13 protein-coding genes are annotated in these 13187 nt (G+C 67.4%); 11 read left to right on the top strand and 2 right to left on the bottom strand.

The window, feature by feature from the left end; all coding sequences use genetic code 11:
- The first annotated feature begins 74 nt into the window (after positions 1 to 74).
- Positions 75 to 602 (top strand): GNAT family N-acetyltransferase, encoded by a 528-nt coding sequence (locus ACQ452_RS02100; RefSeq protein WP_433389329.1) that lies wholly within the window; start codon positions 75 to 77, stop codon positions 600 to 602.
- Between the two features lie 346 nt (positions 603 to 948).
- Here the strand turns inward: ACQ452_RS02100 and ACQ452_RS02095 are convergent, their stop codons facing one another.
- Positions 949 to 1194, bottom strand: coding sequence for a hypothetical protein (locus tag ACQ452_RS02095; protein WP_433389328.1), 246 nt, complete (start codon positions 1192 to 1194; stop codon positions 949 to 951).
- A 437-nt stretch (positions 1195 to 1631) separates the two neighbouring features.
- On the opposite strand from ACQ452_RS02095, the gene ACQ452_RS02090 reads away from it, so the two are divergent.
- A complete protein-coding gene (locus ACQ452_RS02090; RefSeq protein WP_433389327.1) occupies positions 1632 to 2633 on the top strand; it encodes a hypothetical protein in 1002 nt (333 codons plus the stop codon).
- 436 nt (positions 2634 to 3069) lie between these two features.
- Here ACQ452_RS02090 and ACQ452_RS02085 read toward each other — a convergent pair whose 3' ends face one another.
- Positions 3070 to 3609: a hypothetical protein gene (locus ACQ452_RS02085; protein ID WP_433389326.1), complete on the bottom strand. Its 540-nt coding sequence runs from the start codon at positions 3607 to 3609 to the stop codon at positions 3070 to 3072.
- A gap of 131 nt (positions 3610 to 3740) precedes the next feature.
- Between ACQ452_RS02085 and ACQ452_RS02080 the strand changes: the two genes are divergently transcribed.
- The 9 genes from ACQ452_RS02080 to ACQ452_RS02040 all read left to right on the top strand — a co-directional run bounded on the left by ACQ452_RS02080 (position 3741) and on the right by ACQ452_RS02040 (position 13080).
- Positions 3741 to 4973: a sensor histidine kinase gene (locus ACQ452_RS02080; RefSeq protein ID WP_433389325.1), complete on the top strand. Its 1233-nt coding sequence runs from the start codon at positions 3741 to 3743 to the stop codon at positions 4971 to 4973.
- Positions 4966 to 5661, top strand: a complete 696-nt coding sequence (locus ACQ452_RS02075) for a response regulator (protein ID WP_433389324.1) — start codon at positions 4966 to 4968, stop codon at positions 5659 to 5661. Before ACQ452_RS02080 ends, ACQ452_RS02075 begins: the two co-directional genes overlap by 8 nt.
- 214 nt (positions 5662 to 5875) lie before the next feature.
- The gene (locus ACQ452_RS02070; protein WP_433389323.1) at positions 5876 to 6055 is read left to right on the top strand and encodes a hypothetical protein; all 180 of its coding nucleotides are present in this window, start codon (positions 5876 to 5878) and stop codon (positions 6053 to 6055) included.
- A 474-nt stretch (positions 6056 to 6529) separates the two neighbouring features.
- Positions 6530 to 7288, top strand: coding sequence for a class I SAM-dependent methyltransferase (locus ACQ452_RS02065; protein ID WP_433389322.1), 759 nt, complete (start codon positions 6530 to 6532; stop codon positions 7286 to 7288).
- A 74-nt stretch (positions 7289 to 7362) separates the two neighbouring features.
- Positions 7363 to 8538, top strand: a complete 1176-nt coding sequence (locus ACQ452_RS02060; RefSeq protein WP_433389321.1) for a PLP-dependent cysteine synthase family protein — start codon at positions 7363 to 7365, stop codon at positions 8536 to 8538.
- Positions 8535 to 9482, top strand: a complete 948-nt coding sequence (locus ACQ452_RS02055; protein WP_433389320.1) for an ATP-grasp domain-containing protein — start codon at positions 8535 to 8537, stop codon at positions 9480 to 9482. The genes ACQ452_RS02060 and ACQ452_RS02055 overlap by 4 nt, the downstream gene beginning before the upstream one ends.
- Positions 9475 to 10692, top strand: a complete 1218-nt coding sequence (locus ACQ452_RS02050; protein WP_433389319.1) for an ATP-grasp domain-containing protein — start codon at positions 9475 to 9477, stop codon at positions 10690 to 10692. Before ACQ452_RS02055 ends, ACQ452_RS02050 begins: the two co-directional genes overlap by 8 nt.
- Positions 10682 to 11920 (top strand): MFS transporter, encoded by a 1239-nt coding sequence (locus ACQ452_RS02045; protein ID WP_433389318.1) that lies wholly within the window; start codon positions 10682 to 10684, stop codon positions 11918 to 11920. Before ACQ452_RS02050 ends, ACQ452_RS02045 begins: the two co-directional genes overlap by 11 nt.
- Positions 11917 to 13080: an ATP-grasp domain-containing protein gene (locus ACQ452_RS02040; RefSeq protein ID WP_433389317.1), complete on the top strand. Its 1164-nt coding sequence runs from the start codon at positions 11917 to 11919 to the stop codon at positions 13078 to 13080. Before ACQ452_RS02045 ends, ACQ452_RS02040 begins: the two co-directional genes overlap by 4 nt.
- Positions 13081 to 13187 lie beyond the last annotated feature (107 nt).

The raw sequence follows: 13187 nt of genomic DNA, 5'->3' as shown, positions 1-13187 counted from the left end.
GAAGAAACCGATTGTGGATACGGTGCGGCTCTGCTGAGGTACTGGCACACCTCCGACAGTGGATGGAGTCAGACATGCTCGCTGGCAATCTCGTTGGACTACGGCCGATGGAGCCGGACGACGCAGCAGCCCTCTGGCGGTGGCACAGCGACCCCGACGTGATGCGCTGGCTCGACGACGGGTACCCGGAGTCCCTGGCCCAGGTCACCGCCCGGTACGAGCAGCGTGAGCGGAACTCCTACGAACACGTCCTCTTCGGCATCGAGACGCTGGCGGAGAAGCGACTGATCGGCCTCGTCAAGCTGGGCGACGCGGCGCCCGAGACGGGCGACGCGGAGCTGGACATCTACATCGGCGAGAAGGAGTGCTGGGGGCGCGGCTACGGCACCGAGGCCACTCGCCTGATCTGCCGGTACGGATTCGACAAGATGCGCCTGCACCGCATCACGCTGTGGGTCGCGGACGAGAACGCCGCCGCGATCCACGTCTACCAGAAGGTCGGCTTCGTCGAGGAGGGCCGGGCCCGCGAGGCGTTCCGCCGTGACGGCCGGTGGCACGACATGATCATGATGGGGCTGCTGGAGGGCGAGCTCCGCCACTGAGTCCCGCCGGCCCCGCTGCGGGCAGGACCGCACGTGTCGCTCGTCGGGCCGGGAGCGCTACGCCAACGCGGCCCGGCGGGGTGACGACCGGTCGAGTCGTGAGGCGTGGCGGTGAGCGCGTCCGAAAACACAGCCGCACGGTTCCACCGGTCCTCGACGGCCCGATACTCGTCCGAGACGCCGTCGGCCTGGAAGTCCGCCATGGCGGCCGAGACGTCGGCGCCGCGCTGGGAGATCACGGCCTCCAGCCGGGCCACGATGCCCGCCAGGTCGCCCTGGACCTGCTGTGACGTGCCCGTGTCGAAACTGCGTCGGTCTGTGCTCATGACTGTCACTCCCTCCCGGGTCAACGGCCGCTCGAGAACCTGGCCGCGTCGAAGTTGGCGGTGCCCGCCGTCGACGAGGCGTTGTCGGCCATCTCGGTGTCGCCCTGACCGAACGCGGAGTCCATTCCGCTCTGGCCCCCCAGGATCGCCCCGAGTGCGGAGTTGAGGGCGGCGGTGATCGAGTCGGCGTTCGCCTTGAACGAGTCGAATGCCACCCGCCCCGCGCCGTTGAAGTTTCCCTGCAACGGCTCAGCCGCAGCGATCAACTGCTTGATCAGCGCCCCGAGATCATCCGACGAACCCTACGTGCCCTTGGTCAGGTTGGTGAGCGTCTGCGCTCCCATGTCAGACTTCATTACGTCCTCCCGCACGTGGCTAAGCCAACGTTCGACCTCAATGCCACGAGTCACCCGCAAGCCCGATACGCATCAACCTCAGCAAATAGACCAAGTATCACTCGCTGGTTCTTCGGACATCCTGCTCCTACGGGACCGGGCAGCGAACGGCGCAGTTTCCGATCAAGGCCAAGAACCCGTCGACGGATGCTCTGATCAATACCATCGCGGACGGGTGCGCGTCGTCGGCGGACGGAAATCCGACCGTCCACCCGCCATTTGCGGACCAGACGCGGACCCCGGGCCCCCGGGCGTCGCCGCCGGAGTTGCGGCTGGAGACCCGTGGACGACACAGGCATCATCGGTGGATGGAACCGGCAGCCTGGCGGGCGGTGGAACGGGCCATCCCAGGCCCGCTGGGAGTGGCGGCATGGATCGCGGCGACCCTGCCGGCCCCGTTGATGTTCTTCGAGGCCACCCACCGCTGGGAGGAACGCCAGGACGTGTCGGCGGCGCTCTGGTGGGTCCTGGGAGCGCTGCCCGTGCTCTCCGCCACGGTGGCCGCGAGGTGGACCTGGCACACCGGCCAGCGGCGTACCCTTCCGGCCTTTCTCACGGCCGTCGGCGCGGCGACGCTGATCGGTGCGGTCTTCCTGGTGGCCACCCTGGCCGCCTACCGGTGGGTCGTCCCGTTACAGGGCGCGGTCGACTGGCCGGACACCCTGCTCGGCGGCGTCCTGCTGGCGGTCGCCGGCGGGGCGGTCGGCCACCTCGTCGGACTGGGCAAGGTGCGCCGCGGGCGACTGGCCCATCGCCACGGTCACCTCGTCGGCGGGATCGTCGCCGTGCTGGGCGCTCTGCTCGCCCAGACGACTGTGCAGCTGGGCGCCGAGGGCAGCACGAGCCGTTACGACGTACTCGGCTACGGCGATGTAGGGCCGTACGCCGCGACAGCCACCGGGCCGGGGATGGTGGCCCTGCCAGCGGCAGGCCGGTACGCGATCCTGGCGGTGGGCTTCGCGCCGCAGAACCCTGACTGCCGGGTCACCGGCGGCGCGGTGGCCGGTCAGCCGGCGGAGTTGGTCACGATCGCACCCGGTGGCTACGGCACCGACGCCGCCTCGTACGCCTGGGTCGCCTCGTTCGACGTGCCCGGCCCCGGCACCTACTCGCTGGCCTGCCGCTCCTCCGATGAGGAGGCGTCCTACGTCGTCTGGGAGACGCCCGATGTCCGCGGCGTGGTCGGCGCAATGATCCACTGGCCGTTGGCGGCGATCTGGCTGCTCGGGGCGTTGCCCGGGCTGCTGGTCATCGCCAAGACCGCCGCCAGGCGACGCGCCGGACGACAGGAGACCCCCGCGTCCGCATGATCCGACCGCCAGGACCGGCGAGGCGGCGGCGCTGCGGGCGACCGGCGGCGCTGCGGGCGACCTCGGAAACGGCGAAGCCCAGGCCGATGACCTGGGCTTGCGTGCCGAGCCGCCTGACGGAATCGAACCGTCAACCTACGCTTACCGAATGTCACGGTCCGGAGTATGTCATTGATCATCAAAATCTACCGCTGACCTGCGCAGGCGAGGTCGTTGACCTATCAACGCCTGTCACTAATAGTTGACCCTTGGCAGGGATTTTCGGGGGGTAAACGGGGGCCATCGGGCGGGAAACCGAGACAACAGCCGCCGCGGGCATGGGCGACCGGTCCACCCACCGGCACCGCAGCCGGGCCAATCGAACGTCGAGCCCCTCATCACTGAACAGAACCAAGGGGCTTCCAATTAAGGGAGGCCTGGCTCGTTGGAAGGTTCATCAACCGACGGCGGGTACCTGAGGGACGCGAACGGTGGTCCACCGGAGGAGGACGTGGCAGATCGGGTACAGCAGGGCGCCGTCGAGGTAGTGGCAGAACATCGCCCCGAGGTAGGACGGACCGCCCCATGCGTTGCGGGTGAAGTTGGGGTCCAGCCCGGCGAAGACCTGTTCTCCGATGCGCCATGCCATGTACACCTCGAGCAGGACGAGGAAGGCGACGGCCAGGTAGCGCAGCGGGCTCAGAACGTCGAAGCGGGACCGGAATGTCGCCGTGACCCGGGCCGCGATCGGGCGGCCGAGCGGCGCGAATATCACTTTCCAGCCGAGCGGGCTCCGGCGGGATGCCACCACGAACCAGATTGCCACGACGGCGAGGACGGCCAGATGTGGAAGCCACGCCTCGGTACCTGGCACCTGCTGTTCGAGCTGTTCGGAGCGGTTGAGATACACCACGACGCCGCTGACCAGTCCGGCAAGGGCGAAAACGGTCGCGGTGATGACGGCGGGACGGGACAACTGCAGCCGGTGGTTTGTCATGGCCCTTACGCTCCGCCGGCCCTCCCGGTCCGGGCGTCATGCTCCCGCATGATCCGAAACGTCACTCGGAGGTCGCCTCCTCATTCTGGAGCATGACGCCGTGATCGATACGCCTCGCTAACGTGATCCACATGCGATTGCGCCGGACCGATCTGCCATCGCCCGACCTGCTCGACATCGCTCTCGCGCTCGGATCGTTCGGGCTGTTAACGCTGCCGGTGCTGATCCGCGGGTCCGGACATGGCCCAACGGCGGCGATCGTGGTGCTCGGTGCTGCTGCGGCCGTACCGTTGTCAGTGCGCCGGGTGGCCCCGGTGCCGGTACTCGTCACGGTGTCGCTGGTCCTCGTGGTGGCGGCGCTGACCGATGTCGGTTTCACTGTGTTCCAGAGCAACGCCGGCCCGGCGCTCGGCATTGCGGTGCTGACCGTGGCCGACCGGCTCCCGCGCGCCATGTCGCTGCGAGTCGCCGCGGCCGCGGTCGGGCTGGTCACCGTGGCCGAAGTGACCGCGATGCAGTTGCATCCGGCCACCGGACAGAACGCGATCCAACTGATGCTCGCGGTTCCCGCCTGGTTGATCGGATACGCATTCGGTACCCGCCGGCAGGCGGAACGCCGGCTGCGTATCGAGGCCGAAGAGCGGACGCGGGAGGCCGAGCGTCGGGTCCGCGCCGAGGAACGAGTGCGGGTGTCGGCCGACGTCCACGACATCGTGTCGCACACGCTGAGCATGATCGCGGTGCGGTCCGGTGTGGCCCGGATGGTGCTCAAGCAGCGGCCGGACGAGGCGCTGGTCGCCCTGTCGGCGATCGAGACCGCCAGCCGGAGCGCTCTGGACGAGCTGCGCGCGGTGCTGCACTCCTTGCGGGACGGTCCCGGCGAGCCGGTGGGCGCGGGCCATCCGCTGACAGCCGGCCCGGCCGTCGAGCGACCGACCCTCGCCCACATCCGGTCGTTGGTCGACGATCTGCGCTGCGCCGGTTATCCGATCTCGCTTGCGCTGGCCGAGGACGCCGGTGCACCGCCACCGGTGGCAGAGTCGGCCTATCGCGTCGTGCGGGAGGCGCTGACGAACGTGGTACGCCACGCAGGCCGGGTGCCGACATCCGTCGAAGTCGAACGCGGGCCGCAGGGGTTGACCATCTCGGTGCTCAACGACGTTCCGATCGCCGGTGTGCCCCCGGCCGGGCCGGGTGCCGGGCACGGCCTGGCCGGGATGCGGAACCGTGTCGCGTTGTACGAGGGCACCGTGGCGGCGGGGCCGCGTCCGGACGGCGGTTTTGCCGTCTGTGTTTCTTTCCCGCTGCCGCCGAAGGACGGCACGGAGCACGCTGACCAGAGCGGGGTGCGGCGCCGTGGCTGAGACCGGTGGCGGGCCTGCACCGATCCGGGTTCTGGTGGTGGACGACGAAGCGCTGGTACGAGCCGGATTCCGGGTGCTTCTGGAAACCGTGCCGGGGCTCACGGTCGTCGGCGAGGCCGCCGACGGTGCCACGGCGGTCCGGCAGTGCCGCACGCTGCAGCCGGACGTCCTGCTCATGGATATCCGCATGCCGGTCATGGACGGCCTCGAAGCCACCCGGCACATCGCAGACGACGACAGCATCGACGCCCGCGTACTGATGGTCACGACGTTCGGGGAGGACGAGCACGTCTTCGCGGCGCTGCGCGCCGGAGCGAGCGGTTTCGTCCTCAAGGACACACCACCGGAGGACCTGCTCAGCGCCATCCGGATCGTCGCTGGCGGAGAGGCGCTGCTGACCCCACGGGTGACCACCCGGCTGGTCGCGGAGTTCGTGCGAGGCAACTCCGGCCGGAACATGTCGGTGACCGCGCCGGACGGGCTCGACGAACTGACCGAGCGCGAACGTGAGGTGCTGGTCCAAGTCGCGGCGGGCCAGTCGAATGCGGAAATCGCCGATCACTTCATGGTCAGCCTCAACACGGTGAAGACCCACGTGAGCCGGCTGCTGTTCAAGCTGGCGGCACGCGACCGAGCTCAACTCGTCGTGTACGCCTATGAGTGCGGTTTGGTGATACCCGGGAGGTGACCTTGTTGGGTCTCGACCGCAAGGTGAAGGAGGCAGCGACAGCACGCTAAGCGGCGTATGGATCATCTGCGGCACCGATCCGCACCATGCCGACGACGATGCGCTTAGCCGCGGCCGTGGCGCTGACGTTGGCGTCCTCGCTCGGAGCGAGCCTGCCCCGACCAGCTCTTCGTAGAGCGGCCAAATTGGTCCGAACCGGGGGAGCTTTCGGGAGGTGACTGAAATCTTCATCAATGAAAATGAGGCCCTGACCTGCGTCTCCGCTGGTCAGGGCATCACTCTGAGCCGCCTGACGGAATCGAACCGTCGACCTACGCACTCGAACCCTGTGATCTTGGCGTGCGCGGCGGGCGGCGGCCGGCAGATCCTCAGCCCCTCCGACTGGGACGAGTGAGAAGCCGGCCCCACCGGATGGCCCTGTTCGCTGTCGACACCCCGCAAACGGGCGGCCTTCGACAATGACAGAGGGTACCGTCGATGGTGGCGGCCCGCCGAGGTAGAGGCCGGCGGGCGCCACTACTTGTCATTGGCGGTCAGAATCAACCCTTGAGCTGCTGATACCAGCCTTCGGTCGCCACGTCAGTAACTGACGTGGACTCTTTACAGTGGCTGGCGAGGGGTGAATGGGGAACTGATCCTGCTGGCAGGTCCGGACAATCCACCACGGCCCACGGGGACACGCCCACCACCAGTTGTCCCGCAACCGGGCTTGATGGAGACGTCGAAACCTGGGAAAAACGACAGCGATGCCGGCATGCGGAAGCGCAACGATGAGCGAAATTTATCGGGAGCCAGTGAGGTGTCAGCCAGCTCCTCGACTTCCAAGCGGGGGTTGACTATGATCGTTCCCTGATCTAGCTTGCCATCGATGAGTACTTCAAACGATCATGCTCGCGCCTGGCAGGACAGTTGGGATCGGCAGCAAGAGTCCTTTATGCCCGACCGCGAGCAACGCATCGCCCGAGTGCTCGACGCCGTCGAGGCGGCGGTGGAATCGGCGGAGCCTCGACTACTCGATCTGGCGGGTGGCACCGGCACAATCAGCCTGCGGGCGCTGGCGCGGCTTCCGCACGCTCGGGTGACTCTGCTGGACCTCGATCCCGTTCTGCTGGCCCTGGCGACTGCTTCACTCGGCGAACGCGCGGCCATCGTCTCGGCGGATCTCAACGAGCGCGAATGGCGGGCCACATTGCCGCACCAGGAATACGACGCCGTCCTCAGCAGCACAGCGCTGCATTGGCTCAGCGAAGGTCGTCTCGCTGAGGTGTACGCCGAAATCCGGGAAATCCTCCGGCCGGGCGGCCTCTTCGTCAACGTGGACTACATGCCCGATCCTGCTCTGCCGCGACTCTCCGAGAAGATGGAAAACAGGGCGGAGGCGGTGAGGGCAGCGTGGTACGCAACCGGCGCGGCGTTGTCGTGGCGCGAATGGTGGTCACGGGTCGGCGAGGATCCGGATCTCGCACCCCTGGCCGAAAAGCGCAAGGAAATCTATCCCGACGGCCACAGTCCTGAGTGGGCGCCGCCGGTGACCTGGCACCTCAAGGCTCTGCGCGATGCGGGCTTCCAGGAGGCCGGCACCGTCTGGCGAGGCGGCTCCGATGCCGCCGTGGCGGCGGTCAAGTAAGGCACAGAAACTCACTCGCAGGGCGAAGCGAATGTACGGGGGAAAGAATGCTGCACTCAAGGATTCCGCATGCCATGGCGAACCGCCGGGGAGAGGAACCCGAAGCGGAGGGCGCGCAGATGTCGCGGCCCGCACCCGCAACGAATCTTGTGGAGACGATCAACGGAACACCCAGCGTGCTCCTGGGCCGGACACCACGACCGGGTGACGCCCGCATGGTGGCCAAGCTGGAGTCGGTCAACCCCGGCGGAAGCCTCAAGGACCGTTCGGCATGGCATATCGTCAGGGAAGCCGAGCGAACCGGAGCGCTCCGACGCGGCGGGACACTGATCGAGTCGTCTTCCGGCAATTTCGGCGTCGCCCTGGCCATGATCGGCGCGAACCGGGGCTATCGGGTGATCGCGGTCGTCGACCCCAAGATCACAGAGACGAACCTCGGGCTCCTGCAGGCATATGGCGCGGAAGTCATCGTGGTTCATGAGCGCGACGACTCCGGGTCTTACCACAAAACACGCATCGCTCTCGCGAATGATCTGCACCGGGGGATCTCGAACTCGTTCCGCCCGGACCAGTGCTTCAACCTCAAGAACGGCGAGGCGCACTATCTGACGACCGGACCCGAACTCCTCGGTCAGGCCGGCGATAATCTGGCGGCGATCGTCTGCACGGTCAGCACCGGAGGCCAACTGGGCGGCATCTCCCGGTATGTCAAGCAGGTCGCGCCGGAGGTGGAAGTCGTCGGCGTCGACATCGCTGGCTCCACCGTCTTTGGCGGAGAACCGCATGCCTACCTGACGCCCGGCGTCGGTCTGAGTTGGACCCCGGCGAACCTCGACGACCTCGGCCGGATCGACAAGGTCTACATGGTGCAGGACGAAGACACCTTCGTCGGTTGCCGAGTGCTCGCGCGCAACGAAGGAATCCTAGCGGGACCGTCCACGGGTGCGGCCTACCTGGTGGCGACGAACATCGCCATGAGCCTGCCCGCCACCTCGCGCGTCGCCTTTCTCGCCAGTGACCGAGGCGAACGCTATCTGCACACGGCCTTCAGCGACGAATGGATGAAGTCCAAGGCCTTCAGCACCGTGACCAGCCTCGAAGCGTGGCGTGAGCGTGCACAGAAGGCAACCCCGCTGTCCGCCGACCCCGCTCGCGACTGTGCCAACTACGACGAGAAGCTGGCCGAGAAACTGGGCTCACCGAGCGCTGGACCTACTGTTCACCGGCACCTCAAGGAAGTCGAGCTGTGACGAACCGACCCCTCATCATTCTCCTGGGCAACGACTACGACGAGACGGACCACGCCGTCCTCTTCCCGGAAGTGCGCCGCCGCGGCGCCGATATCGAGCGGGTGCATCCAGACGAACTCGTCACGGAACTCACCGAGGACGGCGCGCGGTTCTTCTTCAAGGGTGAGGAAATCTCTCCCGACCTCGTCGTGGGCTGGGTTTACGAGGACATCCTCTACCGGGGTATGTACCAACTCGAGGCGTTCGAGCGTATGGGCGTCCCCGTCCTCAACACCGCGCGAACCCTGTTCTGCGGCCAGAACAAGTACCTCAACAGCGTGATGCTGCACGCCGCCGGTGTACCGCACCTGCGGGTGTTGAGTGGCCGGGACGGCGAAACGCTGCTGACGTGGGCGCGGAGCCAGAGTTTCCCGCTGGTGCTGAAGCCGATCGTTGGTTTCGGCGGCAACGGCTTGCAGAAGATCGAGTCCATGGAGCAACTCGCCAAGGTTGCTCCATCCCTGGCACCCGACGAGCACTACTACATCGTGCCGTTCGTCGACAATCCCGGCCGCGACATCCGCGTGTACTGCCTCAACTACGAGCCGGTCTACGCGCACTACCGCTACGCGCCCGAAGGACAGTGGATCACGAACTTCAGCGCCGGTGGCTCCATGGCTCCGTGCAACTTGACCCCGGAGCTCATGGAGATCGCCGCCCGGGCGTCCCGTTCCGTCGGTGCGCGCATGTCTGGCGTCGACGTGGTCGAGGACCAGGCGACGGGAACGCTTCGGATCTTCGAGGTGAACACGTGCCCGAGTAACGAGCCTCCGGTTCTGCCCGACTTCGCGCAGTTCCTCGTCGAGGCGGCCACCGACTACACCCGTACCTTGGACAGTTGGAAGCCCGAGCATGTGCTGTACGAGCCCAAGCCGACCGACAAGCTCTTCCACGACTATGCGTGAGACGGGCGGCGACGTGGCGGGCCGGGTTCTCGCCCTGAACTACGACGGCGACAACGACTACGCGTCGATGCTTCCGGAGCTGGCCGGCCAGATCGTGGTGCTCTCCCAGGAGCCGCTGGCCAATGTCGTCGGGCTGGCCCACTACGAGCAGATCGACGACCTGGAGAAGCTGCCGCTCGGCGCGGAGCGGGCCCACGCTCTGCACGCCGAGCAGCCCTTCTCCGCCGTGATCACGGATAACGAGTACGAGATCGTACGGTGCGGGCAACTGCGCGACGAGTGGGGCATCCGCGGCCAGTCAGCCGCGTCGGCCCTGGCTTTTCGGGACAAAGTCGCCATGAAGGATGCCGCGCGACTCGCCGTCGAGGTCCCGGCGTATGCACGAGCGGCGTCGCGGGCGGACGTGGAGAGCTTTGCTGACAAGTACGGCTTCCCGCTCATCCTGAAGCCGGTGGACCAGGGCGGTTCTCGCGGCATCCAGGTGCTCCGACGGCCGCAGGACTTGACCACGGTGTCCGCGCAGGCGTGGGCGTACGAAATGGAGATCGAGCAGTTCGTCGAGGGCGACATCTACCACGTCGATGCCTTGGTGACACCCGACATCGAGTTCGTCTCCGCAGCGCGCTACAGCTTGCCACCGTTGCAGTTCCTGCACGGGTCGCCGCTGGCGCACGTCCTGATCGAGCCGGACGCACCCATCACCCGGCGGTTGGGCGGCTTCCTTCGCGCGCTGCTCGACGTCATGCCCGCGCCGGAGTCCGCGGCCTACCACCTGGAAGTGGTGCGCACGCCGGACGACCGACTGGTGTTCTGCGAGATCGCCTGCCGGGTCGGCGGGGCGCAGATTCCGGAGCTCGTCCAGCGGACCTACGGCTTCGATCTCGTCGCCGCCTCCTTCCGGGCGTCCTGCGGTCTGTCCCTGCCACAGCGCCCAGAGTTCGCCGGCAGGGTCTATTCGTCCCTGATCGTGCCGTCGCCGGGCGGGTTCCTGCGGGACGCGCCGGCAGAGCTGCCCTTCGACTGGGTGGACAGGTACACCTTCCGGCGGGCCGTCGGGAAGGCGATCCCCGCGAGCCGCCACTCGAATGATCACGTCGTGTGCGTGGTGTTCCATGCCGAGGAACACGCGTCAGCTCTGCTGCGGCTCCAGGAACTGGAGGCGTTCCTCCTGCCCCGCATGATCTGGGCTCCGGTGGACGATGGCACGTAACCTGCTCGCCGCGGATTGGGCCGTGTTCCCGCTGAGGCTCAAGACGCTGCTGGTGGCCGTGTTCCTCACCGGCGTGACGACCTTCATGTTCATGCCGTTCCTGGCCGTGTCACTGACTCGCTCGGGTCTCAGCGTCGGTCAGGCCGGCATTTGCGTCGCGGTGCTTCTCTGCGGGCAGCAAGGGCTCGGCCACCTGGCCGGGGTCCTGGTCGACCGGTTCGGCACTCAATATGTGCTCACCGGCGGCCTCCTCGTGCGGGTAGCTGCGTTCGCCGGGCTGGCCACGCTGGACGGCTTCGTCGGCCTGCTCACGGTGTGCGCCATGATCGGCGTCGGTGGTTGCCTGGTGACCCTGCCAATCCGGGTGGAGTTCATCGGGCAGGATCCCGCGATCCGTCAGCGCAGCCTCGCCCTGCGGGGAGCCGCGGTCAACGGGGCGGCCATCCTGGGCCCTCCCTTCGGTACGTTGCTCCTCGCGGCGGACTTCCGATGGGTATGCCTCGCCGCCATGGCAACCCAGATTGGCGTGTTGCTTTTGCTGTCGCGTCGGTCGTTCCGCGCCGGCGCGCGTACGACGCGGCTACCCCGCGATCCCAGGGTGACCGAGGCTCCCCAGCCGTCGGCCTTCCTCCTCCTGAAGGATCGGCGCACCATCACGCTGCTCCTCGCCGCATTCACGTTCTGGTTCGGGTATTCGCAGCTGAACACCACGGTCGCCTTGGCCATCGTCCATGACACCGGCACCGAGGCGGTCCTCTCGGCGCTGTTCGTCGCCAATGCCGTCATCGTGCTCGCCCTCGAGTACCCGGTCATCCGAGGGCTGTCCTCCCGGCGTTCCTCCTCATACCTTGTCAAGCTGGGAATGGTCTCGATGAGCGCTGCCTTCGCGGTGCTCGCGATGGGCGTCTCGGTCTGGGTCTTGGCCGTCTTCATCGTCCTGTTCTCCACGGCTGAGATCTTCTACAGCAGCTCGGTGGACGACGTCATCGGCAGGATTTCACCACCGCAGGGCGGCGGGCGGTACGTCGGCCTGCTCAGCCTTGGTGACGCGGCGGGGAGCGTGTCGGGGAGTGCGCTCGGATCCACCCTGTTCGCCCTGGCCGGCTCCCACGATCTCACTCACACCTACTGGTGGGGGGTCGCCGCACTGATCGCCGCCGCCACCACCCTGTTCGTCCTTGGCCAGCGCCACGGTACGCCCGATCGGATTGCCGAGGCCCGCTCATGAATCCCCGTCCCGTCGTTGCGCTCATCGAGCCTCGCCCGACCGTCATCGAAGCGCTTCGGGCCCTCGCGGTGCGGTGCGTCGCCATCCGCTCCGAAACCGTCGAGCAGGACGCTCATGCGGAGACGCTGCACGTGCCCTGGGACGACCCCGCAGCATTCGAGGCCACGACGACCGCCTTGGCGCAGTGGGAGCCCTCGGTCGTGCTCGGTTTCGGGGAGACGTCGGTGGCCGTCGCAGCCGCCCTGGCTCAGCGCTTGGGCATCAGCGGGCCAGCACCGGAGCAGGTTCGCCTCACCACGGACAAGGTGCTCTTCCGGCGTCGGCTGGCAGCTTCGCGCCTGCCCGTCGTGGAGCAGCGGGTCTGCGCCGACGAAGCGGACCTGCTGAATGCCGCCGCCGCCCTAGGCATGCCGTTCATCGTCAAGCCGCGCTCCGGCGTGGGCAGCGAAGGTGTGCACCTTCTGACGGATCTCGACCACGTGCAGCATGGGGCCAGCCGGCTGGACTACGGCACGGGACTGGTTGCCGAGGAGTTCGTAGAGGGCCCCGAGTTCAGCGTCGAGTCGATCAGCCGGGAAGGCCGGCATGAAATCCTGGGCGTCACCCGCAAGTCGACCACCGGTGCTCCCGGTTTCGTGGAGACGGCACACGTCCACCCTGCACCGGGTGGTCCGCACAAAGAGTTGCGCGAAGCCGCTGCCGATGTCCTGGACGCCATCGGGATGAGGACCGGGCTCGCCCACACCGAATTCATCCTCGGGACCGACGGACCACGCGTCATCGAGAGCCACGCCCGGCCCGGCGGCGACCGGATCACCGACCTGTTCCGGCTCGCGACGGGGCGAGACATGTTCCTCGAAGTGGTGGCGGCGCACCTGGGAATCGCCGTCGAACCCGCGCGGCACTTCGGTAGGTACGCGGCGATCAAGTTCCTGGAAGTCCCGCCCGGGAAGATCGAGACCATCACCGGCCTCGCCGAGATCGCCGAACAAGAATGGGTGCATGAGGTCTCCTTCGACCTCGCGGTGGGCGATACGGTGCCACCGGTCGTGAGCTCCTCCACCAGGCCCGGATTCGTCGTGATCACCGGTGACACCCCGGCGGATATCGACGAACGCTTCCGGCAGGTCGAAGCGCTCGTGACTGTCACGGTGGCCTGACGATTGGCGCCGGTTGCCGCAACGCTCCGGATCATCGCCAGCGGCGGGGCCGTGATCTACCTGGGAGGCACGTCGGCGTCCGGGGTGGCGCGGTCAGCACCAAGGAC

Source organism: Micromonospora sp. KLBMP9576 (genome assembly GCF_050941805.1).
In the GTDB taxonomy this organism is placed as follows: Bacteria; Actinomycetota; Actinomycetes; order Mycobacteriales; family Micromonosporaceae; genus Micromonospora.
The sequence above is the reverse complement of the archived record's forward strand: the minus strand, read 5'-3'. Positions and strand labels throughout refer to the sequence as shown.

What these genes read in the sequence shown, in the direction of transcription:
- ACQ452_RS02080 (WP_433389325.1), top strand. Translation starts at nt 3,741, where the DNA reads ATGCGATTGCGCCGGACCGATCTGCCATCGCCCGACCTGCTCGACATC.
- ACQ452_RS02090 (WP_433389327.1), top strand. Translation starts at nt 1,632, where the DNA reads ATGGAACCGGCAGCCTGGCGGGCGGTGGAACGGGCCATCCCAGGCCCG.
- ACQ452_RS02045 (WP_433389318.1), top strand. Translation starts at nt 10,682, where the DNA reads ATGGCACGTAACCTGCTCGCCGCGGATTGGGCCGTGTTCCCGCTGAGG.
- ACQ452_RS02040 (WP_433389317.1), top strand. Translation starts at nt 11,917, where the DNA reads ATGAATCCCCGTCCCGTCGTTGCGCTCATCGAGCCTCGCCCGACCGTC.
- ACQ452_RS02065 (WP_433389322.1), top strand. Translation starts at nt 6,530, where the DNA reads ATGAGTACTTCAAACGATCATGCTCGCGCCTGGCAGGACAGTTGGGAT.
- ACQ452_RS02100 (WP_433389329.1), top strand. Translation starts at nt 75, where the DNA reads ATGCTCGCTGGCAATCTCGTTGGACTACGGCCGATGGAGCCGGACGAC.
- ACQ452_RS02085 (WP_433389326.1), bottom strand. Translation starts at nt 3,609, where the DNA reads ATGACAAACCACCGGCTGCAGTTGTCCCGTCCCGCCGTCATCACCGCG.
- ACQ452_RS02050 (WP_433389319.1), top strand. Translation starts at nt 9,475, where the DNA reads ATGCGTGAGACGGGCGGCGACGTGGCGGGCCGGGTTCTCGCCCTGAAC.
- ACQ452_RS02060 (WP_433389321.1), top strand. Translation starts at nt 7,363, where the DNA reads ATGGCGAACCGCCGGGGAGAGGAACCCGAAGCGGAGGGCGCGCAGATG.